The following is a 22581-nucleotide window of genomic DNA, read 5'->3' on the forward strand; positions in this document are numbered from 1 at the left end:
TTGACTAAACAGCGGCTTATTCATCAAGCATTTCCCGCACGGTTTGCAACAACAGCATACTGCCCACCGGTTTTTCCAGATACCGGAAACGGTTTTTCTTGACCATTTCATGCATTGCGGAATCGTGGGAATAACCACTGCAGATCAGTACGGCCAGCGCCTCATCCGACTTCCGCAACTCCTGCGCAAGCTCCAGCCCCACCCCGTCCGGAAGCACCATATCAGCCATCAGAAGGTCGAAATGCGATTCAACCATCGCCTCTTTCGCCGAAGTCACATCGGCCGCCGGATGTACATCATACCCGGCATCTCTCAGCATCCGACACGAAAGGTCCCGCACAACGGCATCGTCTTCAAGCACCAGAATCCGCTCGCCATGCCCCTCCAGCGAACGCTCATCCGGCAAACGGCGCTCATGACGGGACAGATCGTCCGCCTCAGCACAAACCGGAAGATAAACGCTGAATACCGCCCCTTCTCCCACAATGCTGTCCACCTCAATCCTCCCGCCATGCTGCTGAACAATCCCATAAACCACGGAAAGCCCCAGCCCGGTTCCCTCCCCAACCTGCTTGGTGGTAAAAAAAGGTTCGAACAGATGCTGCCGCACCTCTTCGCGAATGCCGTGCCCGCTGTCCGAAACCTCAAGACAGACATACCCCTCCTGATGACCGGACGCCGCCTCTCCGGCATCCGGCAAAACATTATATGTACGAACCTGCAGACGACCACCCTCGGGCATCGCGTCGCGCGCATTGATAAACAGATTCAGAAGAATCTGCTCAATCTGGCTCTGATCGGCGCGCACCGTTTTCACCCCCTCCTCAAGATCGAAAACAAATTCAATATGTTCACCGATCAGCCGCCGCATCATCTTTTCATTCTGAAGCACAATCCCGTTCAGATTCTGAATCGTGTACTCCACGTTATGCTTCCGGCTCAGCGTCAGCAATTGACGGGTAAGCTCTCCGGCCCGGCGGGCCGCCGCCCGGATCTCCGCCACATCGTCATACTGCGCCGATCCCTCTTCCAACTCGCTCATCAATATGCCGCTGAAGCCCAGAATCGACTGCAGAATATTATTAAAATCGTGCGCAACCCCGCCGGCAAGCCGGCCCACCGCATCCATCTTCTGCGCCTGTCGAACATGCTGCTCCAGCTCCACCTGATCGCTCACATCACGGATCGAAACCACATAATGTTCAATTTTCCCTTCCGGATTCTTCACCGGAGAGATCGCCGACTCCGCAGTATACAGCGAACCATCCTTATGCCGGTTTACAATCCGTCCGTTCCACGGACTGCCCGACTCAATCGTTTTCCAGATATTGGAATAAAACATATCATCGTGCTTCCCGCTCTTGATGATCGCCAGGTTCTTGCCGATCGCTTCATTCCGCGCAAATCCCGTCACCGCCTCAAACGCCGGATTCACATACTGAATAAAGCCCTTCAGATCCATAATCACAATGGCTTCAGCCGACTGATTAATCGCCGTGGTCAGACGCGCCCGCTCCTCTTCCAGCAGCTTGCGCCTCGTGATATCCTGATAGGCCCCCAGCACCCCGATCACCTGCCCGTCCACATCCCGGATCGGCACCTTGCTCGTACTCACCCAATATTGCGTCCCATCCGGACGGGTCTGCGATTCTTCATAATTAATCCGCTCAAGCTCAAGCTCCATCACCTCGCGGTCATCCTGCTGATACCTCTCCGCATCCGTCTCAGCCCAGCCCATCTCAAAATCGGATTTTCCCACCAGATCATCCGGACTCGCAAATCCCGCATCGGAGGCAAAGGCACTGTTACAGCCCATATAAATACAATTCCGGTCCTTCCAGAAAACACGCGCAGGAATCGTGTCTATAATACGCCGCTGAAACAGCCGCGACTCCTCCAGCTCCCGCTCCGCCCGGATACGTTCCGTGGCATCACGCGCAATACCATGAATCTCCTTAAGCCGCCCCGCCTCATCCCGGATCACCGTTGTAACGATTTCCAGAACAATGTTCGACCCATTGCGATGCGCCATCTCAAAATAGAAACTTCCCGGCTCCCCACAGCCCTCAAACCGCCGCTGCAACCGCCCGGCCATCTCCTCCCGGCATTCCGGCGCCGCCAGATCCATAATATTCTTCCCGATCAGCTCATCAACCGGGAACCCGGTCACCTCCTCTGCCGCCGTGTTGAGATAGGTATAATTCCCCTCCGCATCTGTTGTGAAAATAATGTCATTCGTATTGTCAAAAATATGCTGCAGCTGCCGCTGCGCCTTCCGCACCGCCTCCTCCGCAATACGGCGTGCCGACACATCCGTGATCACCACCCCCAGATACCCCGGCTTCGGCACAAAAATCCATACCGAAAGATATCGCTCAATCGCCGCCAGCCGATTCTCATACGAGGACGCCCGGCCCGTCATCGCCACCTTCGCCAACACATCAATCCAATACGTTTCAACAGGATGAAAAGCCTCTTTCAGCGACCGGCCGATCAATGCCAGCCGGTCCCGGCCCGCCATTCTGCTCGCAGATTCATTCAGCTGAGAAAAGCGGAAATCCTTCGGCGTACCGCCCGACGAATAGATCACCTCAAAAAGCACAAACCCCGTCGTCATGTTCTCAAACAGGTTCCGGTAATCCTGCTCACTCGCCGTCAGCGCCGCCACCATCTGCCGATAGGGCGTCACATCCCAGTTCATGCCCACCACTCGCCTCGGTTTTCCCTCTTTGTCATATTCAACCTGCGCCAGCCCCCGCACATGCTTCACCTGCAGCCGCTCCGTTACCACCCGGAACTCCGCTTCAAACGTCGCATGCTCCTGCACCGCATAGTTGAACTCTTCCCGCGTCTTCTCCAGATCATCCGGATGCACCGAACGCTCCCACGAATGAAACTTTCCGTCAAATCCCGAACGATCCACCCCGAAAATCTCAAACATCTGGTCATCCCAGATCAGATTATCCGTCTCGAACTCATATTCCCAGATCCCCACCTTTCCCGCCTGCGTAGCCAGCCGCAGCCGCTCATTCGTACGCTTCAGAGCAAGCTCCGCCTCCTTCCGCTCCGTAATATCCCGACCGACGCCGATAATCGCCCGCACCTGACCGCGCTCATCCAGAATCGCCGTATCCTGCCACGACAGCCAACGCCACCCCAGCCGCGTCATCGCCCGCTGCTCCATATAAGCCTGATACGGCGGATCAAAAATCTTACGGAACGCCTCTTCCGTATGCCGCCGGTCCTCCTCATGCACCAACGGCATAAACTTCCTGCCCAGCAACTCCGCCTCAGATGCTCCGAACAACTCACAATACGACGGACTCACATAAAGCAGCGCCCCATCCACATCCACCTTAACCACCAGATCCGACTGATTCTCCACCAGCATCCGGTAACGCGCCTCACTCGCCACCAACCGCTCCGTCCGCCGCTTCACCTCACGCCGCAGCCACCAGCTCAACACCAGAAAAAGCAACGCCGAAACCACCATTCCCCAGAATAGCCCCCTCACCCAGAACGGCACCTCCAGGCGCCACGGACGCTCCGCACCAAACCAATAATCAAAACGCCAGAAATAATACGAATTCCTATCCCTCTTCCACCTCGTCAGAACAGCATCAATATCCGCCAGCACATCCGCATGAAACCCCTTCTTTACCGCAAAATGAATCGGCGCCGGCGAAAACTGAATGGCCGTACCCACCACATGATTTCTACGCCCGAAACGCAGCGCGTAATGATTCGGAACCACCCCCGCATCAAGCTTCCCCGCAGACAGCGCCTCAAAAATCTCCCGATGCGAATCATACGCCTCAAACGTACAATCAATTCCGAAAGCCCGCACCAGCTGCATAAAATTCTTCCCGTGTATCCCCGCCCGCAGCACGCCCACATGAGCCCCACGCAAATCCAGCACACCCTCAATCCCGGACGCCTCGTTCACACATACCTGACTCCAGACCTCCAGCACCGGCGTCTCACAGAAATCCATCACCTCCGAACGCTCCACCGTATATGTCACGCTCATCATCAGATCCAGATCCCCACTCTGCAGCAGCTCAAGTCCCTCCGCCCACGTAACCGGCACAAACTCCGGCACCCACCGCCCGCGTATTTTTGAAATCTCCCGAAGCAGATCCGGATTAAACCCCTGCGCCACCCCCTCCTCATCAACAAAGTTCAACGGCTCCATGTCAAACACGCCCACACGCACCGTACGCACCTCATCTGCCGCCATCACGGAAAACGCGCACAACAGCAGAACCCCCACCCAGCATTTAAAACAACGAACCATCAGCCAACACCCCCGTATTCAGAAAATATGAAAAAGAATAGAGAATCGCCCGCCATAAAACAACCCGCACCCCGCCCCAAACACTCGACACCCGCCCGCCATTCCGCTAACCTCCTCCCATGCTGCCCCAATGGATCATCGAAAAGAAACGCGACGGCTCGGAACTCGACACCCCCGAAATCCGTGAATTCATCGAAGGCTACACCAAAGGCGACATCCCCGACTACCAGATGGCCGCCCTCGCCATGGCCATCTACTTCAACGGAATGACCCCCCGCGAAACCGCCGACCTCACCCTCGCCATGATGCACTCCGGAAACGTCATCAACCCCGCTTCCATCCCCGGAACCAAAGTCGACAAACACTCCACCGGCGGCATCGGCGACAAAATATCCATCCCCCTCGCCCCCCTCGTCGCCACCTCCGGCGCCACCGTCCCCATGATCTCCGGCCGCGGACTCGGCATCACCGGCGGAACCCTCGACAAACTCGAAGCCATCCCCGGCTACCGCACCGACCTCACCCAGACCGAATTTCTCCAAACCCTGAAAACCTGCCGCTGCTCCATGATCGGCCAAACCCCCGAAATCGCACCCGCCGACAAAAAACTCTACGCCCTGCGCGACGTCACCGCCACCGTTCCCTCCATCCCCCTCATCGTCTCCTCCATCATGTCCAAAAAACTCGCCGAAGGTATCGACGCCCTCGTCCTCGACGTCAAATGCGGCAACGGCGCCTTCATGAAAAATATCAACGATGCCCGCGCCCTCGCCCAAGCCCTCGTCGACACCGGCAAAGCCATGGGCAAAAAAATCACCGCCCTCATCACCGACATGAACCAGCCCCTCGGCCGCAACGTCGGCAACGCCCTCGAAATCCGCGAATCCCTCGAAATCCTCAACGGAAAAGGCCCCGAAGACACCCGAACCCTCACCCTCACCCTCGCCGAACACATGCTCCGCTTAGCCGGCATCACCGATCCCGGAATACGTCAGAATCTGGAAAACGGCCAGGCAATGGCCAGATTCAAACAAATGGTAACCCTCCACGGCGGCGATCTCTCCACAGCACTTCCAACCGCCGGAAAACAGATCGAACTCCCCGCCCCCCGATCCGGCTATATCTCCAAATGCGACGCCGAAGCCATCGGCCGCGCCGCCCTCCTCCTCGGCGCCGGACGCACCAAAACCACCGACTCCATCGACCCCGCCGTCGGCATTTCCAACCTCCGGAAAATCGGCGAACCCATCGAAAAAGGCCAACCCCTCTGTACCATCCACTCCAACAGCCGCGAAAATCCCGAACCGCTTTTTCAACTCCTGGAAACCGCCTTCGGCATTTCCCCCTCCCCCCGAATCCCCCCACCCCTCATCCTCGAAACCATCACCGCACAAAACTAATCGGATTTTATCTAAGAAACGCAGAATTACAAAGAACAGCATGCTTTATAATTTGAAATTTGCGCTCCCATCAGGCACAGTCTCAAACGTGCTCATGCACTCCACATTCAAAGCACCCGACCGCAAGACCAAGGGCGGCAGCATGCCCACATCCCGCCGCACACTTCCCACCAACCCCGTTATAGCAAATCCAACGGGCTCTTCACCTGATCCAGATCCTTATTCATCACATGCGTATAAATTTCCGTTGTTTTAACATCCGCATGCCCCATCAGCTCCTGCACCATCCGGATATTCGTCCCATTTTCCAACAGATGCGTCGCAAACGAATGCCGCAACGTATGACAGCCCGCACGTTTCCGGATACCACACCGCTCCACCGCCACCTTAACCGCACGCTGCAGCCCCGACTCCTTTACATGATGCCGCATTTCCCGTCCACTTCGCGGATCCCTCGACCGCTTCTTCGACGGAAAAACATACTGCCAGCCCGGCTCACGACACGCATTCGGATACTTCCGAGCCAACCCCTCCGGAATATAAACCTCTCCGAAACCCTCCGCCAGATCCCGCTCATGCAACCGCAAAACCCGATCAATCTGATGCCCCAGTGCCGGCACCACCGACTTCGGCAGCACCACCGTCCGATCCTTATTCCCCTTGCCGCCCCGGACAAAAACCTGCCCCTGCCCGAAATCCACGTCCTGAACCCGTAACCGGATACACTCCATCAACCGCAACCCGCAGCCATACAACAACTGAGCCATCAACTGATGCGTCCCCGACAGCTCCAACAAAAGCTCACGCGCCTCCTCCTGAGTCAGAACCGTCGGCGGCCGACGCTCCCGACGCCCCCGCGTCGGCGCAATCTCACCCAGCTCCATATCCAGCACCTCGCGGTATAAAAAAACAATCGCATTCAACGCCTGACGCTGCGTTGAAGCGGAAACGCCCTCCTTCACCGCCAAATAACTCAGAAAACGTTCAATCTCAGCAGCTCCCATATCCCGTGGATGCCGCTTCATCTCATAAAAACGCAAATACCGCCGAATCCAGCTGCAATACGTCTGCTCCGTACGAATCGCATAATGATGAAATCGCAAAACCTCCTTCACCTGCTCCATCAACTTTAATTTTGGATCCGGACGAAACCGCGCACTGCCGCTCATACAACCCCCCAATATCTGATATCACCTATTTTTACCCATCTATATTGCATATTAGACAAACAACTTTTACTTTTTTTGTCTTTATATATTCAATATTACGTTATTCAATAAATGCAAGTAAGACACAAGGTCATATCACCCCAAATAAAGAGAACCCGAACCAACTGTTCGATTAAATTATTTCTCCATCCATGTTTCCATAAGCCAGGCCCTCACCCTCGTAGCCATCATCCAAGCGTTCGCAGTCATGAATCTCAAACATATCAATCGCGGTGTTCACAACCGCTTCGAGCTTCCTAACCTCTCCTCGCAAAAACTCATAAGCAGCATCTTTGTTTGGGAATTGGCGTGCGGTTCCTTCGATTACAACCTGCACTCTCTCTTCATCTCTCCGCTTAATTTCAACCATTGTTTTCTCCGTTTAAAACCAACTGCTAACCAGCGAATCGAAATCAACGCTATTCGCCGCGCGTCTCATTCGTAACGTTGGGGAAATTAGACATGAACAAACTTCACAGATTCGCCAGCGTAATCGACACAACGTTGTTTAAGCCTCTCAAGGGTGTAGTTCATCCCGAAGATGCACTTTCCGCGTTTGTGCGGTTGGGATTGATCCGTTTCAAAAGAGAAGAGTCCGTCGTCTTGCTTTTTAATTTTTACCGTCATTGTTTTGTCTCCATTTTAGTTAAAAAATACCCAGCAGTGGTTTGAGCCTATCGCGACAACGCCCGCAAATCCGGTCAACGTCGTTTCCGCTCAGGCTCACCCATAACGTTCGAAAAAAGGAAACCCCATGACATTCAAACTCGGTTCAGAAATAAAATTCACAGCGGTTAACGAAAAAAGCGAACGTCTTGACTGCATTGCCAAAATCATTGGAATCACATCCGTCTGTATTGAAACCAAGGTTATTGAACCATTAGACAAATTCACGAATCCCCCTGAGTTTGACATGATTCCTGACCTGATTGAGGAAGAGAAAGAGGGATTACAGTACAAGGGCGAGATAGACGGTGCAGTAATGATTCCCGCGTTTCTCTGGAAATAATCGCAAGTTCACTCGTTCCGTCTTCGTACCAAATTCTAAACATTTCTTTATTCTCCAATAATTAATAAATATTCGAACCAGTGGCGTCAGCCTACGCCGACCAACGCCCGTTTTTAATTTCAACCATCTTCCCGGCGCGGCTGCGCCAGAACGTTGGGCTGATCTAATCGACAACAGTCATTATGGATCAAATTAAAAAACATTTGAACGTCACCAGACAAAGCCGAATCTGTGATATTTGTTGCAACGCACCACCCTGAATTTATAAGTGAAATGCCAATCCTGAATCTATTTCCGTTTGTTGAAAACGTGTAGCACCGCTGCCCTGAATTGTCGTACACATCAAAAGAATCATTAATCCTCGTTATGTGTTGAAATCTTTCGCTTGCTTGCCTTGCTAAGTCGTTAATTGTCATCATATCCTCCGTTAAAGCCCAACCAGGGGCTTGAGTTTACCCGGACGACGCCGGTTTTAAATTTCACCTTTATTCGCCGGGCAACTCAGCCCGGACGTTGGAACAACTCACTTAGGTGCATGGAATTTAATGAAACCTGATTTGCAGACAATTCACCGGACAACCTGCTCAGCAGCGGACTTCCTGCTGTGCACGGACAACCTGCAATGAATCGTAGAAAACCTGAAATACTGACTTGCTCAAAACAGAGTCTTTTCCAACCAGTGGTTCGAGTTTACGGTGGCCGACGCCTGTTGATTAAGTAAAGTTTATGTTCACCGAAACTCACCCATTAACGTTCGATACATGAATAAAAACACATGCTGCTCTACTGAAATTTCCAATCATCGGAACAGAATTGAAGAACAGAGATCGTTTAAAGAAAATATCCAAATCTGAATGAAATCATATTTGGCACAGAATAAAGCAAAACCAAAAACAGAGTGGAACTTCAGAGATTCATTGCTTTGCGGATGAAATCAAAAACCATCCTGATCAGGACTAAAAAAAACATAAAAATCGAACCAGTGGGTGGAGCCTACGGTGGCCGACGCCTGTTGATTAAGTAAAGTTTATGTTCACCGGCGGCTCACCCATAACGTTCGCCAGAAAAGGAGAAATTAATGTCAGATCAAATTTTGTCGTTCATCTATAGAGACGCAAAAGGAATTATCACCTTCCGTGAGGTTTTCGATATTTCCGAATCTGATGTTTATCTCCAAGCAATGTGTCTCAAAGCTCGTGCCCTGAGAACATTTAGAAAAGATCGGATTTTAGAAACGATCAAAGACAGTTCAGGTGTTGAAGAAAAGCTAGAGTTCTATAAATCCAAATTTCCAAAGCCTGAAGAAAGTGCAACACATTCCAAAAGCCGAAGTAATCGAGACCACAAACCAGAGATTTGTTTCACAGGTTTTAAGAAAGATGAAAAACAACAGCTGATTGAACTTGCTGAATCATCAAGCTTCTTTGTTCGGACAGCGGTTACAGCCAATCTCCATTATCTTTGTTGCGGAAGCACAGCTGGTCCAAAGAAAATTGAAAAAGCAAGAGCCCAAGGAGTGATAGCACTTAGTAAAAATCAGTTTGAATCATTAGTTGAATTTGGAGAAATACCAGAAGAATAAAAATGGGCGAACCAGTGGCTTGAGCCTACGGTGAACCCGCCCGTTTTGATGAAGGCAAAGTTTATGAGCACCGAGGCTCATCCATAACGTTGGAACAACTCACTTGGGTGCATGAAATTTAATGAAATCAGATTTGCAGACAATTCACCGGACAACCTGCTTTTCACCGGACTTCCTGCTGTGCCCGGACAACCTGCTTGAACTCGAAGAAAACCTGAGATACTGACTTGCTCAAAACAGAGTCTTTTCCAACCAGTGGTTCGAGTTTACGGTGGCCGACGCCTGTTGATTAAGTGAAGTTTATGTTCACCGAAACTCACCCATTAACGTTGTGTGTAGAAAAAAAATGGAAAAAATACTAATCACATATTCAACCACAGATGGTCACACCAAAGAAATCTGCAAAAAGCTGTCCTGTTTATTTGAAGCCAATAAGAAGGCCACAACAATTATTCCGATAGCGGAACTCAAGGCACCCACTCTTAATACATTTCATACGGTCATAGTTGGAGCCAGTATTCGATATGGAAAACATAACCGATCAGTCTACAGATTTATCAACAGCAATTATGAAATGCTCAATCGAATGAATAGTGGTTTATTTTCAGTTAATCTTGTGGCTCGTAAGCCAGAGAAAAAACTACCTGAAACAAACCCCTACTTCAGAAAATTCATTAAACAGATACCGTGGCAACCTAATCACTTGGCTGTATTTGCTGGTTGTCTAAATTATTCCCGTTACAAATTAATGGATCGAATGATGATTCAATTGATCATGAGAATGACAAAAGGCCCCACCAATCCAGATGCAAATATAGTATTTACGGATTGGAATGCAGTAGAAAGCTTTGGGAAGAACATATTAAAAACTCACACAACCAGCGGGTTGACCTTACCGTGAAAACGCTCGTTGAGTCAGGCAAAGCACAAGGCACGGCAGGTCACCCGTAACGTTGGAAAGGATAAAAATGAAAATCAAAATTATGCTGTTAGCAATCTCGGTTGCGTTGAGTTCATTCTCATCCAAAATCCCAGAACCAGAAAAACTACATCCTGAATTCTACACCATTCAATTTTCACTCGCAGAACTTCCCACAGATTTTGAAATGTACAAGAAATCAAGTCCACATGAGCAACCTACAATTGAGCGCGTTGAGAATTCAGGCGCAAATTTCACAACACTTACAACCATCTACACAGCTCTAAATAAAGAGTTTTCTTGTGATACTGGAGATGTAAAAGGAAAATTGGATTCTGAATCTGAAACCATTGATATTCTTAAGCTGAAAATTCCAGATTACGAAATTACTGACCCATTCACCATTGAGGCAAAATCAACCGGCTGGTCTACTTTTTTTCTAGGTGGAAAAATAGTTGAGGGGAAAGAAAAAAAATATTGCTTACTAGTCAAAACATATGCCCCTAAAAAATAAATTTCCAACCAGTGGTTTGAGCCTATCGCGATAACGCCCGCAAATTCGGTCAACGTCGTTTGCGCTCAGGCTCACCCATAACGTTGGAACAACTCACTTAGGTGCATGGAATTTAATGAAACCTGATTTGCAGACAATTCACCGGACAACCTGCTCTGCAACGGACTTCCTGCTGTGCACGGACAACCTGCAATGAATCGTAGAAAACCTGAAATACTGACTTGCTCAAAACAGAGTCTTTTCCAACCAGTGGTTCGAGTTTACGGTGGCCGACGCCTGTTGATTAAGTGAAGTTTATGTTCACCGAAACTCACCCATTAACGTTGGGATAGGAAAATGAAAAAATACATCATACTTCTTAGCATCATTTCATTAATCCCTAAACTGGGTCTTGCCTGCTTCTCTACTCCTCCAGAGCAAATCACTCCCCCAGATGAATTAATTCAGCGATCTAAAAGAATTGTATTGGCAACTGTCGTTTCCGCTGAATTCATCGAAAAAGATTATGATGTCATCTACACCTTCAAGGTAGATGAAAAATTAAAGGGAGAGGTTAAGGAACAGTTTACAGTTATTGGAAGACCATTGATATGGGATGGAGAAGCAAAAATGTTCGATCACCATAAAGAGCCCTCTTTCTGGAAGAATCAAGGTGGCAGATTATTTCATGATACTGATTGTGAAATCTATCCATCATTTTCTGTTGGAGCAACCTATCTAGTTTTCCTCGACAAACCATATCACAGAAAAAGTTTTGAACTGATTATTCGTACCCATGGCAATCCCAAGATTCGAGATTCATGGTTGTCATATGTTGAGCAGAAAATAAAAAATCCCAACCAGAACATGGAGCCTATGCTGAAAACGCCCGCTGAGTAAGTTGAAGTTTATGCCCAGCAAGGCTCACGTTTAACGTTGGAAAATGGAAATATGAAAATAATAATATCACTCATCATCACAGCATTTCTTCCAATAATTGGAATTGCCGACCTTTCTTTCCCGACCCCGCCTCTTATTGATCCTATTCCCCTGCATCAAGGTGAAAGCTATACGTTTTCGTTTAAACCAACTGATTTCTCCTTCAACCGAGACTATGACACAACAAGCGACCTTCCCATAAATGTCGAATGGTCATTTGGAGCTTATCAGCACTCACAAGAAACCATATACGACATTTCGCTGTACTCAGATTCTCCGGATCTGATTCCCACAAAAATAATCACAGTCACAAACTCAATGACTGCAATTTCTGGTCGGCTTTTTTTGTTTCAGAAAAATCCTAATACAGGAGAACCAATTGAAATTTGGGATGACATGGAAGGTTCAATCAAATTTGAGGTTAAACAAGGTTCATTTCAGTTAACTCAAGCTGACGCATCAACAATTATCGATGGTCAGATTTATACAGCAGCAATCCCAGAACCCAGCTCTGTTGCTCTTTTGATTATTGGAGGAGGAGCCATGTATATGCGAAGAAAAAGATTTCCAACCAGATCCTGGACCCTACTTGGACAACGCCCTTTTTTGATGGCGAAGTCTGTTTCCCAAGCGGGTCAGGATTAACGTTGGAAAATCAAGATGAAAACTATAGAGAAATTATTATTATCCTCAGTTATTTTTTCTCAGGTGGCTCTTGGGTCAGTGATTGATCATCTTCAGCCTCCTGTTGATCCAATTGTGATCACGATCCCTGGTGTAATTCTGCAAGAAAATGAAGTTTTTTCATGGAGTTTTGATCAATCAGATTTTTCAATTAAGGGAGATGCTCCAGAGCAAGAATCATCTAGTTCAATTTTCACTTTTTGGAGTGCATCTTTTGACCACGTTAATGAATCCTCTCAAATTGAAGTTTCTTTTTTTGAAAATCCAGATGATGAGTTTGCTTCCAAAAACATCTCGATTGGGTTTGTTGAAAATGATGTTGGAATTAAGGTTGGAACAAATTTTATTTCATCGCCTTATTGGACGGATTTTAATGGGCGCATTGAGTTTGAGTCCACTGCCGGAAATGTACATATGCCGTCATTTGAGATTTATACTATCGCCAATCAAAAAGAGTATGTAGCATCAATACCAGAACCATCATCAGTGGTTTTATTAATTGCAGGCGTGGGTGTTCTTTTTCTAGCAAAAAAAAATTTCCAACCAGTGGTTCGAGTTTACGGTGGCCGACGCCTGTTGATTAAGTAAAGTTTATGTTCACCGAAACTCACCCATTAACGTTCTGCATGATTAAACATAATGCCCAAAACAACCACACAAAGGATGGATAGATGACTGAGACTATTGAAAGAGAAGAAAGTTTTTTCTGCCCAAAAATTAATAAGTCAGTTGAGATTCTCGTAGAGTACAAATGCATCAAGAGTTACATGGGGGACGAAACAACCTCAGAAATTAAAAACAATGCTTCATGCAATCAGATTTCTGTATGTGAAATCAATGACTACGTAAAAGAATGCGCTTTCTTCAACCAAAATAATAAATAGGCAGAACCAGAGGCTTGACCTTACCGTGAAAACGCCCGTTGATTCGGTCAACGTTTATGCGCACGGCAGGTCAGCCTTAACGTTGGGATAGTAGAAAATATGAATAAGTCTATCATCACCACTTTATCGTTTTGGGCAATATCCTTAGTTGCATTCGGTAGTGTTGCAGGAGGTTTCAGAGTCGACTCTAATGAGGCATATCAAAATCTCCCATTGGTCACATACACAGACAAATATTCAACTACAGGAAAAATACATTTCAACTTAGTTTATCGAGAAACTCTACCTTTCAACAGTCGTACATACATTTTCGTTGGTGTGAGAGATGAAAAAGGAAAAGAAGTGTTCTCAGGACTACTCAGACCAAAAAAATATTACATCGGGAACGGATTTAAACACATCCAATTTCAAGTTCATGAATCAAACTTAACTAACAGTACTGTGAGTATTGAAACTGGCCTGTCAGATGAATCATCAAAATTATTTCCAAATAAATATGGATCTTCCATTAGTCATCTAGCCCTGATTATTGATCTCAATGATTTATATAATTGGAGCTCACCCAGAAATAAAAGAAGCGTCTCCCATCTAGAAGATGAAAAAAACCTTTATGAACTAAGTAGAAAACAAGACATGACCAAAGCGAAGTGGGAGAGTTTCAGAAAAAGCATTTCTCCATACACTTCAAAATAAAAATCCCAACCAGCTCATGGACCCTACTTGGACAACGCCCGTCGATTAGGTCAAAGTTTGATTCCCAAGCGGGTCATGAGTAACGTTGGAACAACTCACTTGGGTACATAAAAATTTAATGAAATCAGATTTGCAGACAATTCACCGGACAACCTGCTCAGCAGCGGACTTCCTGCTGTACTCGGACAACCTGCAATGAATCGTAGAAAACCTGAGATACTGACTTGCTCAAAACAGAGTCTTTTCCAACCAGTGGTTCGAGTTTACGGTGGCCGACGCCTGTTGATTAAGTAAAGTTTATGTTCACCGAAACTCACCCATTAACGTTGGAACAACTCACTTGGGTGCATAAAAATTCAATGAAACCTGATTTGCAGACAATTCACCGGACAACCTGCTCAGCAGCGGACTTCCTGCTGTGCCCGGACAACCTGCAATGAATCGTAGAAAACCTGAGATACTGACTTGCTCAAAACAGAATCTTTTCCAACCAGTGGTTCGAGTTTACGGTGGCCGACGCGGAATTAATCCAGTCAACGTTTATGTTCACCGAAACTCACCCATAACGTTGGAGGAGATGAGTTTCACAAAGTCATCATAACCCAACTCTTTCCAATGTTTGGGGATGCAATCCAAGTTTCCGGAATCAATCAATCCGCCTTGCAAAAACAATACACTTCGCCCCGTTTTGAGGAGGTTGTTTCTGCTGTGATTTGTGCTTTTAAAAAATAGAGAGAATTTTGTGCTGAACTCACCTTTCAGCTTAACGCCCTCAAGATTCAGGATTTCGCTATTGTCTTTTATCTTGGTGTAATAATTCATGACAAACCTCCAACCAGCGGCATCAGCCTACGCCGACAACGCCTGATTTTTATGCCGCGTTTATTTCCGGCGCGGCTGTCCCGTAACGTTCGAACTCATTTCTTTTTCATACTGAAGCTTTAGTTCAGCCTCATATTCCTGATTGTCGAACGCTTCCATTTTTACACAATCCAAGCAGTAGTATTCTCCTTCATCAGTCCAATAGCTCGTTCGCCGATAATAAAGCTCTGCGGCAGTCCCGCAGTTGTCGCAATAATCAGCCCCAAAGTCACACGCAGAGAATCCAGTCAATTCTAGCGCTTTTTTGTCCTCAATAACAACATAGTTCGAACCAGAGGTTGCAAGGGACGTGTGCCCCGCTCGCGTTTTATTGCTCATCCGTAGCTCCTTTCCGGGGCACTCGCCCCTGACCCTTAACGTTCGACTCAATAAAAATTAACCGAAGGGAAACAGATGAAAACAGAACGAGTATCAAAATACTGTTCGTATGCTGACAGAGATGTTGACCACATCACCACCCGAATTGAACATCGATCATCTACCAGTGCCCAGCGGGTTACAGACAAACGATTTTCAGAAACCTCATGTGATGAAGCGTTAACGTGCTCTGCTCAATCTAGTGAATGTCCTTTCAATCTAAAAAACTAGTCGAACCAGGGGTTGGACTTTACGGTGAAAACGCCGGTTGATTCGGTCTACACGTTATGCGCACCGAAAGTCATCCCGAACGTTGGAACAACTCACTTGGGTGCATGGAATTTAATGAAACCTGATTTGCAGACAATTCACCGGACAACCTGCTCTGCAACGGACTTCCTGCTGTGCACGGACAACCTGCAATGAATCGTAGAAAACCTGAAATACTGACTTGCTCAAAACAGAGTCTTTTCCAACCAGTGGTTCGAGTTTACGGTGGCCGACGCCTGTTGATTAAGTAAAGTTTATGTTCACCGAAACTCACCCATTAACGTTCGATAAAATAAAAAATCATCATGAAAATTAAATCCATCATAGTTTCAATATTCGTCTTAATTCTGAATGCAAATGCTTCTCTCCATTCTTTCTCGTTTAGCGGAGTGGTCGATACAGTGGATCAAAATGAAAATAACACATTGGGCATAATCGATTCAGGAGATCTATTTTCAGGAACCTTTTCATATTCAGACATTGATGATAGAGATTCTCGAGTGGGAATCGGGAATTATAGCCAAGAAGCAACACTCAACCTGACCCTTGGAAGCAAGCAAATTGAATATGATGGATATATCTATATTCGTGTGTGGAATGATCTTATAAGTCGAGATGGATTTGATTTTGCAGTAGATGATCAATTTGAAGATTGGAACATGGGTTGGTATGGATTTGAGTTGATTGACAGCACACAAACAACTTATAGCGATGAATCGCTCCCATCATCATTTTCAGCTTCAGATTTTAATAATCCAGCATTTCGTTTGGATGGATCAACAATTTCAACAGGAGATCAATTTTCTGTTAATATGACAGTTCAAAATATATCCCCAATTCCAGAACCTTCAACAATATCAATGTTGGGTTTAGCATCTGGAATCATTTGGACAATACGAAGAAAAACAAATCGAACCAGATCCTGGACCCTACTTGGACAACGCCTGTTGATTAGGTCAAAGTTTGATTCCCAAGCGGGTCAGGATTAACGTTCGCCAGAAATAAAATGAGGGTCTTCTGCTGAATCTGTGGGTAAAAAATAATGATTAACGCACCGGGCAACTTATCTGTAATGTGTGGTCTACCAGAACTGCACAACACAGAAGAGGTATGCCCGGTGCGAATCCAGACCCTACTCAACAGAGTTCATCCGCTCAAATCATTTGTTTACTCCGCCTGCCGTCTGGAACTGCGTAATGCCGGTCCGGCGTTGGTGGCGGAAATCAGGCCCCGACTCAACGGCAAGGTGCTTTGCTCGGGGTGCGGCAAGCCAAGGAAATGCTACGACCGCCAATCGGTGCGGCAATTCGAATTCGTTCCGCTTTGGAATATTCCCGTCCAACTTGAATACCGAATGCGCCGAGTCAACTGCCCCGAATGCGGTGTGAAGGTCGAAAAGGTTCCGTGGGCGGATGGAAAGTCGCATACAACCAAAGCGTTTCAGCTGTTTCTTGCCCGCTGGGCACGCAGACTCTCGTGGAAGGAAACCGCCGAATCGTTCCACACAAGCTGGGACACGGTCTACCGCTCGGTCAAAGCCATTGTCAACTATGGGCTGGCGCACCGCAACCTTGACGGCGTGATGGCCATCGGCGTGGACGAAATCCAATACGGCAAGGGACACCAATACCTTACCGTGGTCTACCAGATCGATGCGGGGATGCGCCGCCTGCTGTTCGTCGGTAAAGACCGTACGGCCAAAACCCTGCTGCGGATCTTCCGGGCCTTCGGCCGGGATCGCTGCGCCCGGCTGGAGTTCGTCTGCTCCGACATGTGGAGGGCCTACCTCAAGGTCATCGCTAAAAAGGCCCCGCAGGCATTGCATGTGCTCGACCGCTTCCACATCATTCAGCATCTGAACAAAGCCGTGAACCAGGTTCGTATCGACGAGGTCAAACGCTTACGGCAGGAGGGCTGCGATGACGAGGTGCTTAAACATACGAAATACTGCCTGCTCAAAAACCCGGAAAACCTCACCGAGAAACAGGCACTCAAACTCAATGATGTGCTCACCTACGACCTGAAGAGCGTCCGGGCCTATCTGCTCAAGGAAAGCTTCCAGCTCTTCTGGAACTACACGAGCCCATACTGGGCAGAATGGTATCTCAAGAAATGGAGCACCCGAGCCATGCGCTCGCGACTCGATCCTATGAAAAAATTTGTCGGAACGATCCGGCGGCATCAGCCGCTGATCCTGAACTGGTTCAAAGCCAAGAAGGCCTATTCATCAGGCGTCGTCGAGGGCCTGAACCGCAAAGTAAATCTGGTAACGAGAAAAGCATACGGCTTTCGAAGCTACGAAGTGCTTGAAATCGCCCTGTTTCACACGATGGGCGACCTCCCGGAGCCGGAAGCAACCCACAGATTTTGCTGAAGAGGCTAAAATGAAAGATAACCAAACCCAGAGAGAAGGATAAATCGAATGATTACATTCATTTCAGTTCTACTGACCCTCTCAACAATTGGATCTATAAACTATTTCACCGAAATCGAAATATCTGGGTTCGGAGCATTACTGATCGGAACAATTCTTTTCATGGTATTCAGACAAATTTTACTTACCATAATAAAAATAAAAAATGGGCGAACCAGCGGTTGGAGCTGACACGGTACGACGCCGGTTTCTTCGTGCCATTCGTTTGATTCCCGTGTCAGCTCATCCGTAACGTTCGCTACTAAAAAACATGACAATGCCACTACAAATTCTATCTCCGTGGACAATAATACCCATTGAGTTCATTGATGACCTTATCCCGGCAATCAAAGAATCCATTCCGGATCAACACGAATTGAAATCACATGACCTTATCCCCGACTTCAAAAAGGAAGGACGAGATGTATTCATTGTCGCAGACCAGACTTCAGGCAAAACTCTGCTTTTTGATTTTGAAAAATCATCCAGATGGAAGAATACAAAATTCGTGATTCCCAAAATTCATGAATTTGCAGATGATGAAGAAATAGCAGATTTGATCAAAGAAGATCACAGTAGAGAATACAGCATAACAGAATAAAAAAGCGAACCAGCGGGTTGACCTTACCGTGAAAACGCCCGTCGAGTCAGGCAAAGCACAAGGCACGGCAGGTCACCCGTAACGTTCGGTACAGAAATAAAAACACATGCTGCTCAACTGAAAATTTCCAATCATCGGAACAGAATTTGAAGGCACAGAAATCGATCCCAAACAGAATCAACAGTTGAGAGAAAGAATGCAGGAATACACGCATTCAATCACACGAAACAGAGAGAGGTTTCTGAGCATCATTGCTTTGCGGATGGAATTAAAAGGAATACTCAACTGGACTGAAAAACAATAAAAACCGAACCAGTGGGTGGAGCCTACGGTGGAAACGCCAGTTGATTAAGTGAAGTTTATGTTCACCGGCGGCTCACCCATAACGTTCGGCAGAAATATAATGAAGAAATCAAAGCTAAATCGAGAAATCCAACCGATGCCTGAGTTCGTCCTCGACGCACTTACAAAAGAAGGCTTAATCGAAGATTACAATTCACGTCCAGCCTACCAACGTAATGATTATTTACTCTGGATAAATTCAGCCAAACGAGAAGACACAAAGCAAAATCGACTTAACCAAATGTTATATGAACTCCGTGTTGGCGGTGTGTACATGAAAATGGAACATCCAGCCTCCAAAAAGAAATAGCAAAAAATCGCCGAACCAGGGGTTGGACTTTACGGTGAAAACGCCGGTTGATTCGGTCTATGCGTTATGCGCACCGAAAGTCATCCCGAACGTTGGATTAATAGAGATAAATTATGAATTCAGATTTTGCCACAGATGCCATTCGAATACTTTTATTTCTATTTCCCGGTTTCATCTCTCTAAAAATAGTTTCCTGCAAAAATGCCGTTGCGAAAGAAGAATACGATTCCTATTTAGTTCAAGCTCTCGTTCATTCAGTGATCATTTATATGATAGCGGGATTTTTGAAACTGAATACGAACCTGCTTTCCCCTCAATCGATTTTTTTGACATTATTAATTTCAGTTCTTGTCGGCCTTTTCGTTGGAGAACTTACTAATCGCGAGTGGACAAAATATATTTTCAAAGATAATTCATCCTACCTCTCACCACATGACAAAGTTTTTTTTGCCAACAGAAAAATAATCCTCGATCCAAATAAATGGCATTTAGTCAGCCTAAAAGATGGCACTGAATATCTTGGCTTCATTAAGCAGTTTAATACTGAGAATAATGAGCTCCTCTTGATTCGGTGCAGAAAAATAATCGATGGTTCGATGGCTGAAAACGAAGAAATAGTTTACCTGCCTCCGAATGAAGAACTTTTGTCGATACGTTGCATTAACAGCCAAGGAGAAACAAATGAGTGATGGAGATAGAGTCAAACCCGATGAAGAACAAGTAGTAATTGCTAATGAAAATTTTTCCAGAAAAGGACTCGTGACCAGTCCATCTAATGGCCCAAGAAATCCGCCGGCAGCATTTCTTTCTGGAAGTGGAAAACCTGTTGATCCGCCACCTACTCCTCCCAAAAAGGATGACTAAAATCCAACCAGAGCATTGACCCTACCGTGAAAACGCCCGTTGATTAGGTCAGAGTTTATGTGCACGGCGGGTCATGCTTAACGTTGGAACAACTCACTTGGGTGCATGGAATTTAATGAAACCTGATTTGCAGACAATTCACCGGACAACCTGCTCAGCAGCGGACAACCTGCTGTGCCCGGACAGCCTGCTTGAACTCGAAGAAAACCTGAGATACTGACTTGCTCAAAACAGAGTCTTTTCCAACCAGTGGTTCGAGTTTACGGTGGCCGACGCCTGTTGATTAAGTGAAGTTTATGTTCACCGAAACTCACCCATTAACGTTGGAACAACTCACTTAGGTGCATGGAATTTAATGAAACCTGATTTGCAGACAATTCACCGGACAACCTGCTCAGCAGCGGACTTCCTGCTGTGCACGGACAACCTGCAATGAATCGTAGAAAACCTGAAATACTGACTTGCTCAAAACAGAGTCTTTTCCAACCAGTGGTTCGAGTTTACGGTGGCCGACGCCTGTTGATTAAGTAAAGTTTATGTTCACCGAAACTCACCCATTAACGTTGGCTTCACATAAAAATGAAAATTGGGTCTTCTGCTGAATCTGTGGGTAAAAAATAATGATTAACGCACCGGGCAACTTATCTGTAATGTGTGGTCTACCAGAACTGCACAACACAGAAGAGGTATGCCCGGTGCGAATCCAGACCCTACTCAACAGAGTTCATCCGCTCAAATCATTTGTTTACTCCGCCTGCCGTCTGGAACTGCGTAATGCCGGTCCGGCGTTGGTGGCGGAAATCAGGCCCCGACTCAACGGCAAGGTGCTTTGCTCGGGGTGCGGCAAGCCAAGGAAATGCTACGACCGCCAATCGGTGCGGCAATTCGAATTCGTTCCGCTTTGGAATATTCCCGTCCAACTTGAATACCGAATGCGCCGAGTCAACTGCCCCGAATGCGGTGTGAAGGTCGAAAAGGTTCCGTGGGCGGATGGAAAGTCGCATACAACCAAAGCGTTTCAGCTGTTTCTTGCCCGCTGGGCACGCAGACTCTCGTGGAAGGAAACCGCCGAATCGTTCCACACAAGCTGGGACACGGTCTACCGCTCGGTCAAAGCCATTGTCAACTATGGGCTGGCGCACCGCAACCTTGACGGCGTGATGGCCATCGGCGTGGACGAAATCCAATACGGCAAGGGACACCAATACCTTACCGTGGTCTACCAGATCGATGCGGGGATGCGCCGCCTGCTGTTCGTCGGTAAAGACCGTACGGCCAAAACCCTGCTGCGGATCTTCCGGGCCTTCGGCCGGGATCGCTGCGCCCGGCTGGAGTTCGTCTGCTCCGACATGTGGAGGGCCTACCTCAAGGTCATCGCTAAAAAGGCCCCGCAGGCATTGCATGTGCTCGACCGCTTCCACATCATTCAGCATCTGAACAAAGCCGTGAACCAGGTTCGTATCGACGAGGTCAAACGCTTACGGCAGGAGGGCTGCGATGACGAGGTGCTTAAACATACGAAATACTGCCTGCTCAAAAACCCGGAAAACCTCACCGAGAAACAGGCACTCAAACTCAATGATGTGCTCACCTACGACCTGAAGAGCGTCCGGGCCTATCTGCTCAAGGAAAGCTTCCAGCTCTTCTGGAACTACACGAGCCCATACTGGGCAGAATGGTATCTCAAGAAATGGAGCACCCGAGCCATGCGCTCGCGACTCGATCCTATGAAAAAATTTGTCGGAACGATCCGGCGGCATCAGCCGCTGATCCTGAACTGGTTCAAAGCCAAGAAGGCCTATTCATCAGGCGTCGTCGAGGGCCTGAACCGCAAAGTAAATCTGGTAACGAGAAAAGCATACGGCTTTCGAAGCTACGAAGTGCTTGAAATCGCCCTGTTTCACACGATGGGCGACCTCCCGGAGCCGGAAGCAACCCACAGATTTTGCTGAAGAGGCTGAAAATTAAAGCACCATATATCATTCTGATCATTTTCGTCATCGGTGTTATTTTCACCCTCTCTAAATTCATCGTCTGGGAAACGTCCTACCCAGAAACTGATTTTGCCAAAGATCCTTTCCTCGAAAGAAACCCTGTCGAGCTAGCAATTGAACATCATCAAACAGCCCACAAAATTAAATGGCTCGGTTACGATGGCTACACCGTATATTTCCCAGGAGTTCCTGATGAAATTCTCAAAGAGTCCGACCGAACAGAGCGACATCGAATCATCGGAACAAGTGACAAGTTGTGCGGGAGCAAACATGAACAATATAATATTCAAGCCCAAGAGTTTGCCGAGATTTACAACAAGAAACGACTAGAACTAAATAAACAAGCCAACCAGAACATGGAGCCTACGGTGAAAACGCCCGTTGATTAGATCGGAGTTTATGTGCACCGAGGCTCACGTTTAACGTTAGCTTGTGAGAGA

The 22581-nt window shown here is 47.4% G+C and carries 22 protein-coding genes; 17 read left to right on the forward strand and 5 right to left on the reverse strand.

Going from position 1 to position 22581, the window contains the following annotated elements:
- Positions 1-16 precede the first annotated feature (16 nt).
- Positions 17-4297: a PAS domain S-box protein gene (locus tag EGM51_09740; GenBank protein QBG47661.1), complete on the reverse strand. Its 4281-nt coding sequence runs from the start codon at positions 4295-4297 to the stop codon at positions 17-19.
- A gap of 119 nt (positions 4298-4416) precedes the next feature.
- Here EGM51_09740 and EGM51_09745 point away from each other — a divergent pair, with 119 nt between their 5' ends.
- The gene (locus tag EGM51_09745; protein ID QBG47662.1) at positions 4417-5697 is read left to right on the forward strand and encodes a thymidine phosphorylase; all 1281 of its coding nucleotides are present in this window, start codon (positions 4417-4419) and stop codon (positions 5695-5697) included.
- Positions 5698-5876: 179 nt separating this feature from the next.
- On the opposite strand, the gene EGM51_09750 is transcribed toward EGM51_09745, so the two are convergent.
- The gene (locus EGM51_09750; GenBank protein ID QBG47663.1) at positions 5877-6866 is read right to left on the reverse strand and encodes an integron integrase; all 990 of its coding nucleotides are present in this window, start codon (positions 6864-6866) and stop codon (positions 5877-5879) included.
- A gap of 172 nt (positions 6867-7038) precedes the next feature.
- Positions 7039-7275, reverse strand: coding sequence for a hypothetical protein (locus tag EGM51_09755; protein QBG47664.1), 237 nt, complete (start codon positions 7273-7275; stop codon positions 7039-7041).
- 384 nt (positions 7276-7659) lie between these two features.
- Here EGM51_09755 and EGM51_09760 point away from each other — a divergent pair, with 384 nt between their 5' ends.
- The 8 genes from EGM51_09760 (at position 7660) to EGM51_09795 (ending at position 14108) form a co-directional block, all read left to right on the forward strand.
- Complete coding sequence (locus EGM51_09760; GenBank protein QBG47665.1) at positions 7660-7914, forward strand: hypothetical protein; 255 nt, start codon at positions 7660-7662, stop codon at positions 7912-7914.
- A gap of 1078 nt (positions 7915-8992) precedes the next feature.
- Positions 8993-9496 (forward strand): hypothetical protein, encoded by a 504-nt coding sequence (locus EGM51_09765; protein ID QBG47666.1) that lies wholly within the window; start codon positions 8993-8995, stop codon positions 9494-9496.
- 346 nt (positions 9497-9842) lie between these two features.
- Positions 9843-10397 carry a menaquinone-dependent protoporphyrinogen IX dehydrogenase gene (locus tag EGM51_09770; protein ID QBG47667.1) on the forward strand — a complete coding sequence of 185 codons (555 nt, stop codon included), beginning with the start codon at positions 9843-9845 and terminating at the stop codon, positions 10395-10397.
- Between the two features lie 67 nt (positions 10398-10464).
- Positions 10465-10929 carry a hypothetical protein gene (locus EGM51_09775; GenBank protein ID QBG47668.1) on the forward strand — a complete coding sequence of 155 codons (465 nt, stop codon included), beginning with the start codon at positions 10465-10467 and terminating at the stop codon, positions 10927-10929.
- A gap of 336 nt (positions 10930-11265) precedes the next feature.
- Positions 11266-11808 carry a hypothetical protein gene (locus EGM51_09780; GenBank protein ID QBG47669.1) on the forward strand — a complete coding sequence of 181 codons (543 nt, stop codon included), beginning with the start codon at positions 11266-11268 and terminating at the stop codon, positions 11806-11808.
- Between the two features lie 51 nt (positions 11809-11859).
- Positions 11860-12492 carry a PEP-CTERM sorting domain-containing protein gene (locus EGM51_09785; protein QBG47670.1) on the forward strand — a complete coding sequence of 211 codons (633 nt, stop codon included), beginning with the start codon at positions 11860-11862 and terminating at the stop codon, positions 12490-12492.
- 15 nt (positions 12493-12507) lie between these two features.
- A complete protein-coding gene (locus EGM51_09790; protein ID QBG47671.1) occupies positions 12508-13119 on the forward strand; it encodes a PEP-CTERM sorting domain-containing protein in 612 nt (203 codons plus the stop codon).
- 395 nt (positions 13120-13514) lie between these two features.
- On the forward strand, positions 13515-14108 hold the full coding sequence (locus tag EGM51_09795) for a hypothetical protein (protein ID QBG47672.1): 594 nt from the start codon (positions 13515-13517) through the stop codon (positions 14106-14108).
- Positions 14109-14654: 546 nt separating this feature from the next.
- On the opposite strand, the gene EGM51_09800 is transcribed toward EGM51_09795, so the two are convergent.
- Together EGM51_09800 and EGM51_09805 are read right to left on the reverse strand one after the other, a co-directional pair.
- Positions 14655-14930, reverse strand: coding sequence for a hypothetical protein (locus tag EGM51_09800; protein ID QBG47673.1), 276 nt, complete (start codon positions 14928-14930; stop codon positions 14655-14657).
- Between the two features lie 60 nt (positions 14931-14990).
- Positions 14991-15308 carry a hypothetical protein gene (locus EGM51_09805; protein QBG47674.1) on the reverse strand — a complete coding sequence of 106 codons (318 nt, stop codon included), beginning with the start codon at positions 15306-15308 and terminating at the stop codon, positions 14991-14993.
- A 614-nt stretch (positions 15309-15922) separates the two neighbouring features.
- On the opposite strand from EGM51_09805, the gene EGM51_09810 reads away from it, so the two are divergent.
- From EGM51_09810 to EGM51_09845, 8 genes are all read left to right on the forward strand, one after another.
- Complete coding sequence (locus EGM51_09810; GenBank protein QBG47675.1) at positions 15923-16606, forward strand: PEP-CTERM sorting domain-containing protein; 684 nt, start codon at positions 15923-15925, stop codon at positions 16604-16606.
- A gap of 128 nt (positions 16607-16734) precedes the next feature.
- Positions 16735-17991, forward strand: coding sequence for an ISL3 family transposase (locus EGM51_09815; protein ID QBG49289.1), 1257 nt, complete (start codon positions 16735-16737; stop codon positions 17989-17991).
- 316 nt (positions 17992-18307) lie between these two features.
- Positions 18308-18631 (forward strand): hypothetical protein, encoded by a 324-nt coding sequence (locus tag EGM51_09820; protein ID QBG47676.1) that lies wholly within the window; start codon positions 18308-18310, stop codon positions 18629-18631.
- A 403-nt stretch (positions 18632-19034) separates the two neighbouring features.
- The gene (locus EGM51_09825) at positions 19035-19283 is read left to right on the forward strand and encodes a hypothetical protein (GenBank protein QBG47677.1); all 249 of its coding nucleotides are present in this window, start codon (positions 19035-19037) and stop codon (positions 19281-19283) included.
- 113 nt (positions 19284-19396) lie between these two features.
- On the forward strand, positions 19397-19972 hold the full coding sequence (locus EGM51_09830; protein ID QBG47678.1) for a hypothetical protein: 576 nt from the start codon (positions 19397-19399) through the stop codon (positions 19970-19972).
- A complete protein-coding gene (locus EGM51_09835) occupies positions 19965-20147 on the forward strand; it encodes a hypothetical protein (GenBank protein ID QBG47679.1) in 183 nt (60 codons plus the stop codon). The genes EGM51_09830 and EGM51_09835 overlap by 8 nt, the downstream gene beginning before the upstream one ends.
- 695 nt (positions 20148-20842) lie before the next feature.
- Positions 20843-22099: an ISL3 family transposase gene (locus tag EGM51_09840; protein ID QBG49290.1), complete on the forward strand. Its 1257-nt coding sequence runs from the start codon at positions 20843-20845 to the stop codon at positions 22097-22099.
- On the forward strand, positions 22093-22530 hold the full coding sequence (locus tag EGM51_09845) for a hypothetical protein (protein QBG47680.1): 438 nt from the start codon (positions 22093-22095) through the stop codon (positions 22528-22530). Before EGM51_09840 ends, EGM51_09845 begins: the two co-directional genes overlap by 7 nt.
- Positions 22531-22581: the final 51 nt, after the last annotated feature.

The sequence above is a fragment of the Verrucomicrobia bacterium S94 genome (assembly GCA_004299845.1).
Taxonomy (GTDB): Bacteria; Verrucomicrobiota; Kiritimatiellia; order Kiritimatiellales; family Pontiellaceae; genus Pontiella.

Excerpts from the sequence above, each read along its gene's own strand:
- EGM51_09790 (QBG47671.1), top strand. The coding sequence starts at position 12,508 with ATGAAAACTATAGAGAAATTATTATTATCCTCAGTTATTTTTTCTCAG.
- EGM51_09825 (QBG47677.1), top strand. The coding sequence starts at position 19,035 with ATGAAGAAATCAAAGCTAAATCGAGAAATCCAACCGATGCCTGAGTTC.
- EGM51_09775 (QBG47668.1), top strand. The coding sequence starts at position 10,465 with ATGAAAATCAAAATTATGCTGTTAGCAATCTCGGTTGCGTTGAGTTCA.
- EGM51_09795 (QBG47672.1), top strand. The coding sequence starts at position 13,515 with ATGAATAAGTCTATCATCACCACTTTATCGTTTTGGGCAATATCCTTA.
- EGM51_09770 (QBG47667.1), top strand. The coding sequence starts at position 9,843 with ATGGAAAAAATACTAATCACATATTCAACCACAGATGGTCACACCAAA.
- EGM51_09740 (QBG47661.1), bottom strand. The coding sequence starts at position 4,297 with ATGGTTCGTTGTTTTAAATGCTGGGTGGGGGTTCTGCTGTTGTGCGCG.
- EGM51_09805 (QBG47674.1), bottom strand. The coding sequence starts at position 15,308 with ATGAGCAATAAAACGCGAGCGGGGCACACGTCCCTTGCAACCTCTGGT.
- EGM51_09800 (QBG47673.1), bottom strand. The coding sequence starts at position 14,930 with ATGAATTATTACACCAAGATAAAAGACAATAGCGAAATCCTGAATCTT.
- EGM51_09820 (QBG47676.1), top strand. The coding sequence starts at position 18,308 with ATGCCACTACAAATTCTATCTCCGTGGACAATAATACCCATTGAGTTC.
- EGM51_09745 (QBG47662.1), top strand. The coding sequence starts at position 4,417 with ATGCTGCCCCAATGGATCATCGAAAAGAAACGCGACGGCTCGGAACTC.
- EGM51_09750 (QBG47663.1), bottom strand. The coding sequence starts at position 6,866 with ATGAGCGGCAGTGCGCGGTTTCGTCCGGATCCAAAATTAAAGTTGATG.
- EGM51_09830 (QBG47678.1), top strand. The coding sequence starts at position 19,397 with ATGAATTCAGATTTTGCCACAGATGCCATTCGAATACTTTTATTTCTA.
- EGM51_09755 (QBG47664.1), bottom strand. The coding sequence starts at position 7,275 with ATGGTTGAAATTAAGCGGAGAGATGAAGAGAGAGTGCAGGTTGTAATC.
- EGM51_09765 (QBG47666.1), top strand. The coding sequence starts at position 8,993 with ATGTCAGATCAAATTTTGTCGTTCATCTATAGAGACGCAAAAGGAATT.
- EGM51_09810 (QBG47675.1), top strand. The coding sequence starts at position 15,923 with ATGAAAATTAAATCCATCATAGTTTCAATATTCGTCTTAATTCTGAAT.
- EGM51_09785 (QBG47670.1), top strand. The coding sequence starts at position 11,860 with ATGAAAATAATAATATCACTCATCATCACAGCATTTCTTCCAATAATT.
- EGM51_09780 (QBG47669.1), top strand. The coding sequence starts at position 11,266 with ATGAAAAAATACATCATACTTCTTAGCATCATTTCATTAATCCCTAAA.
- EGM51_09760 (QBG47665.1), top strand. The coding sequence starts at position 7,660 with ATGACATTCAAACTCGGTTCAGAAATAAAATTCACAGCGGTTAACGAA.
- EGM51_09835 (QBG47679.1), top strand. The coding sequence starts at position 19,965 with ATGAGTGATGGAGATAGAGTCAAACCCGATGAAGAACAAGTAGTAATT.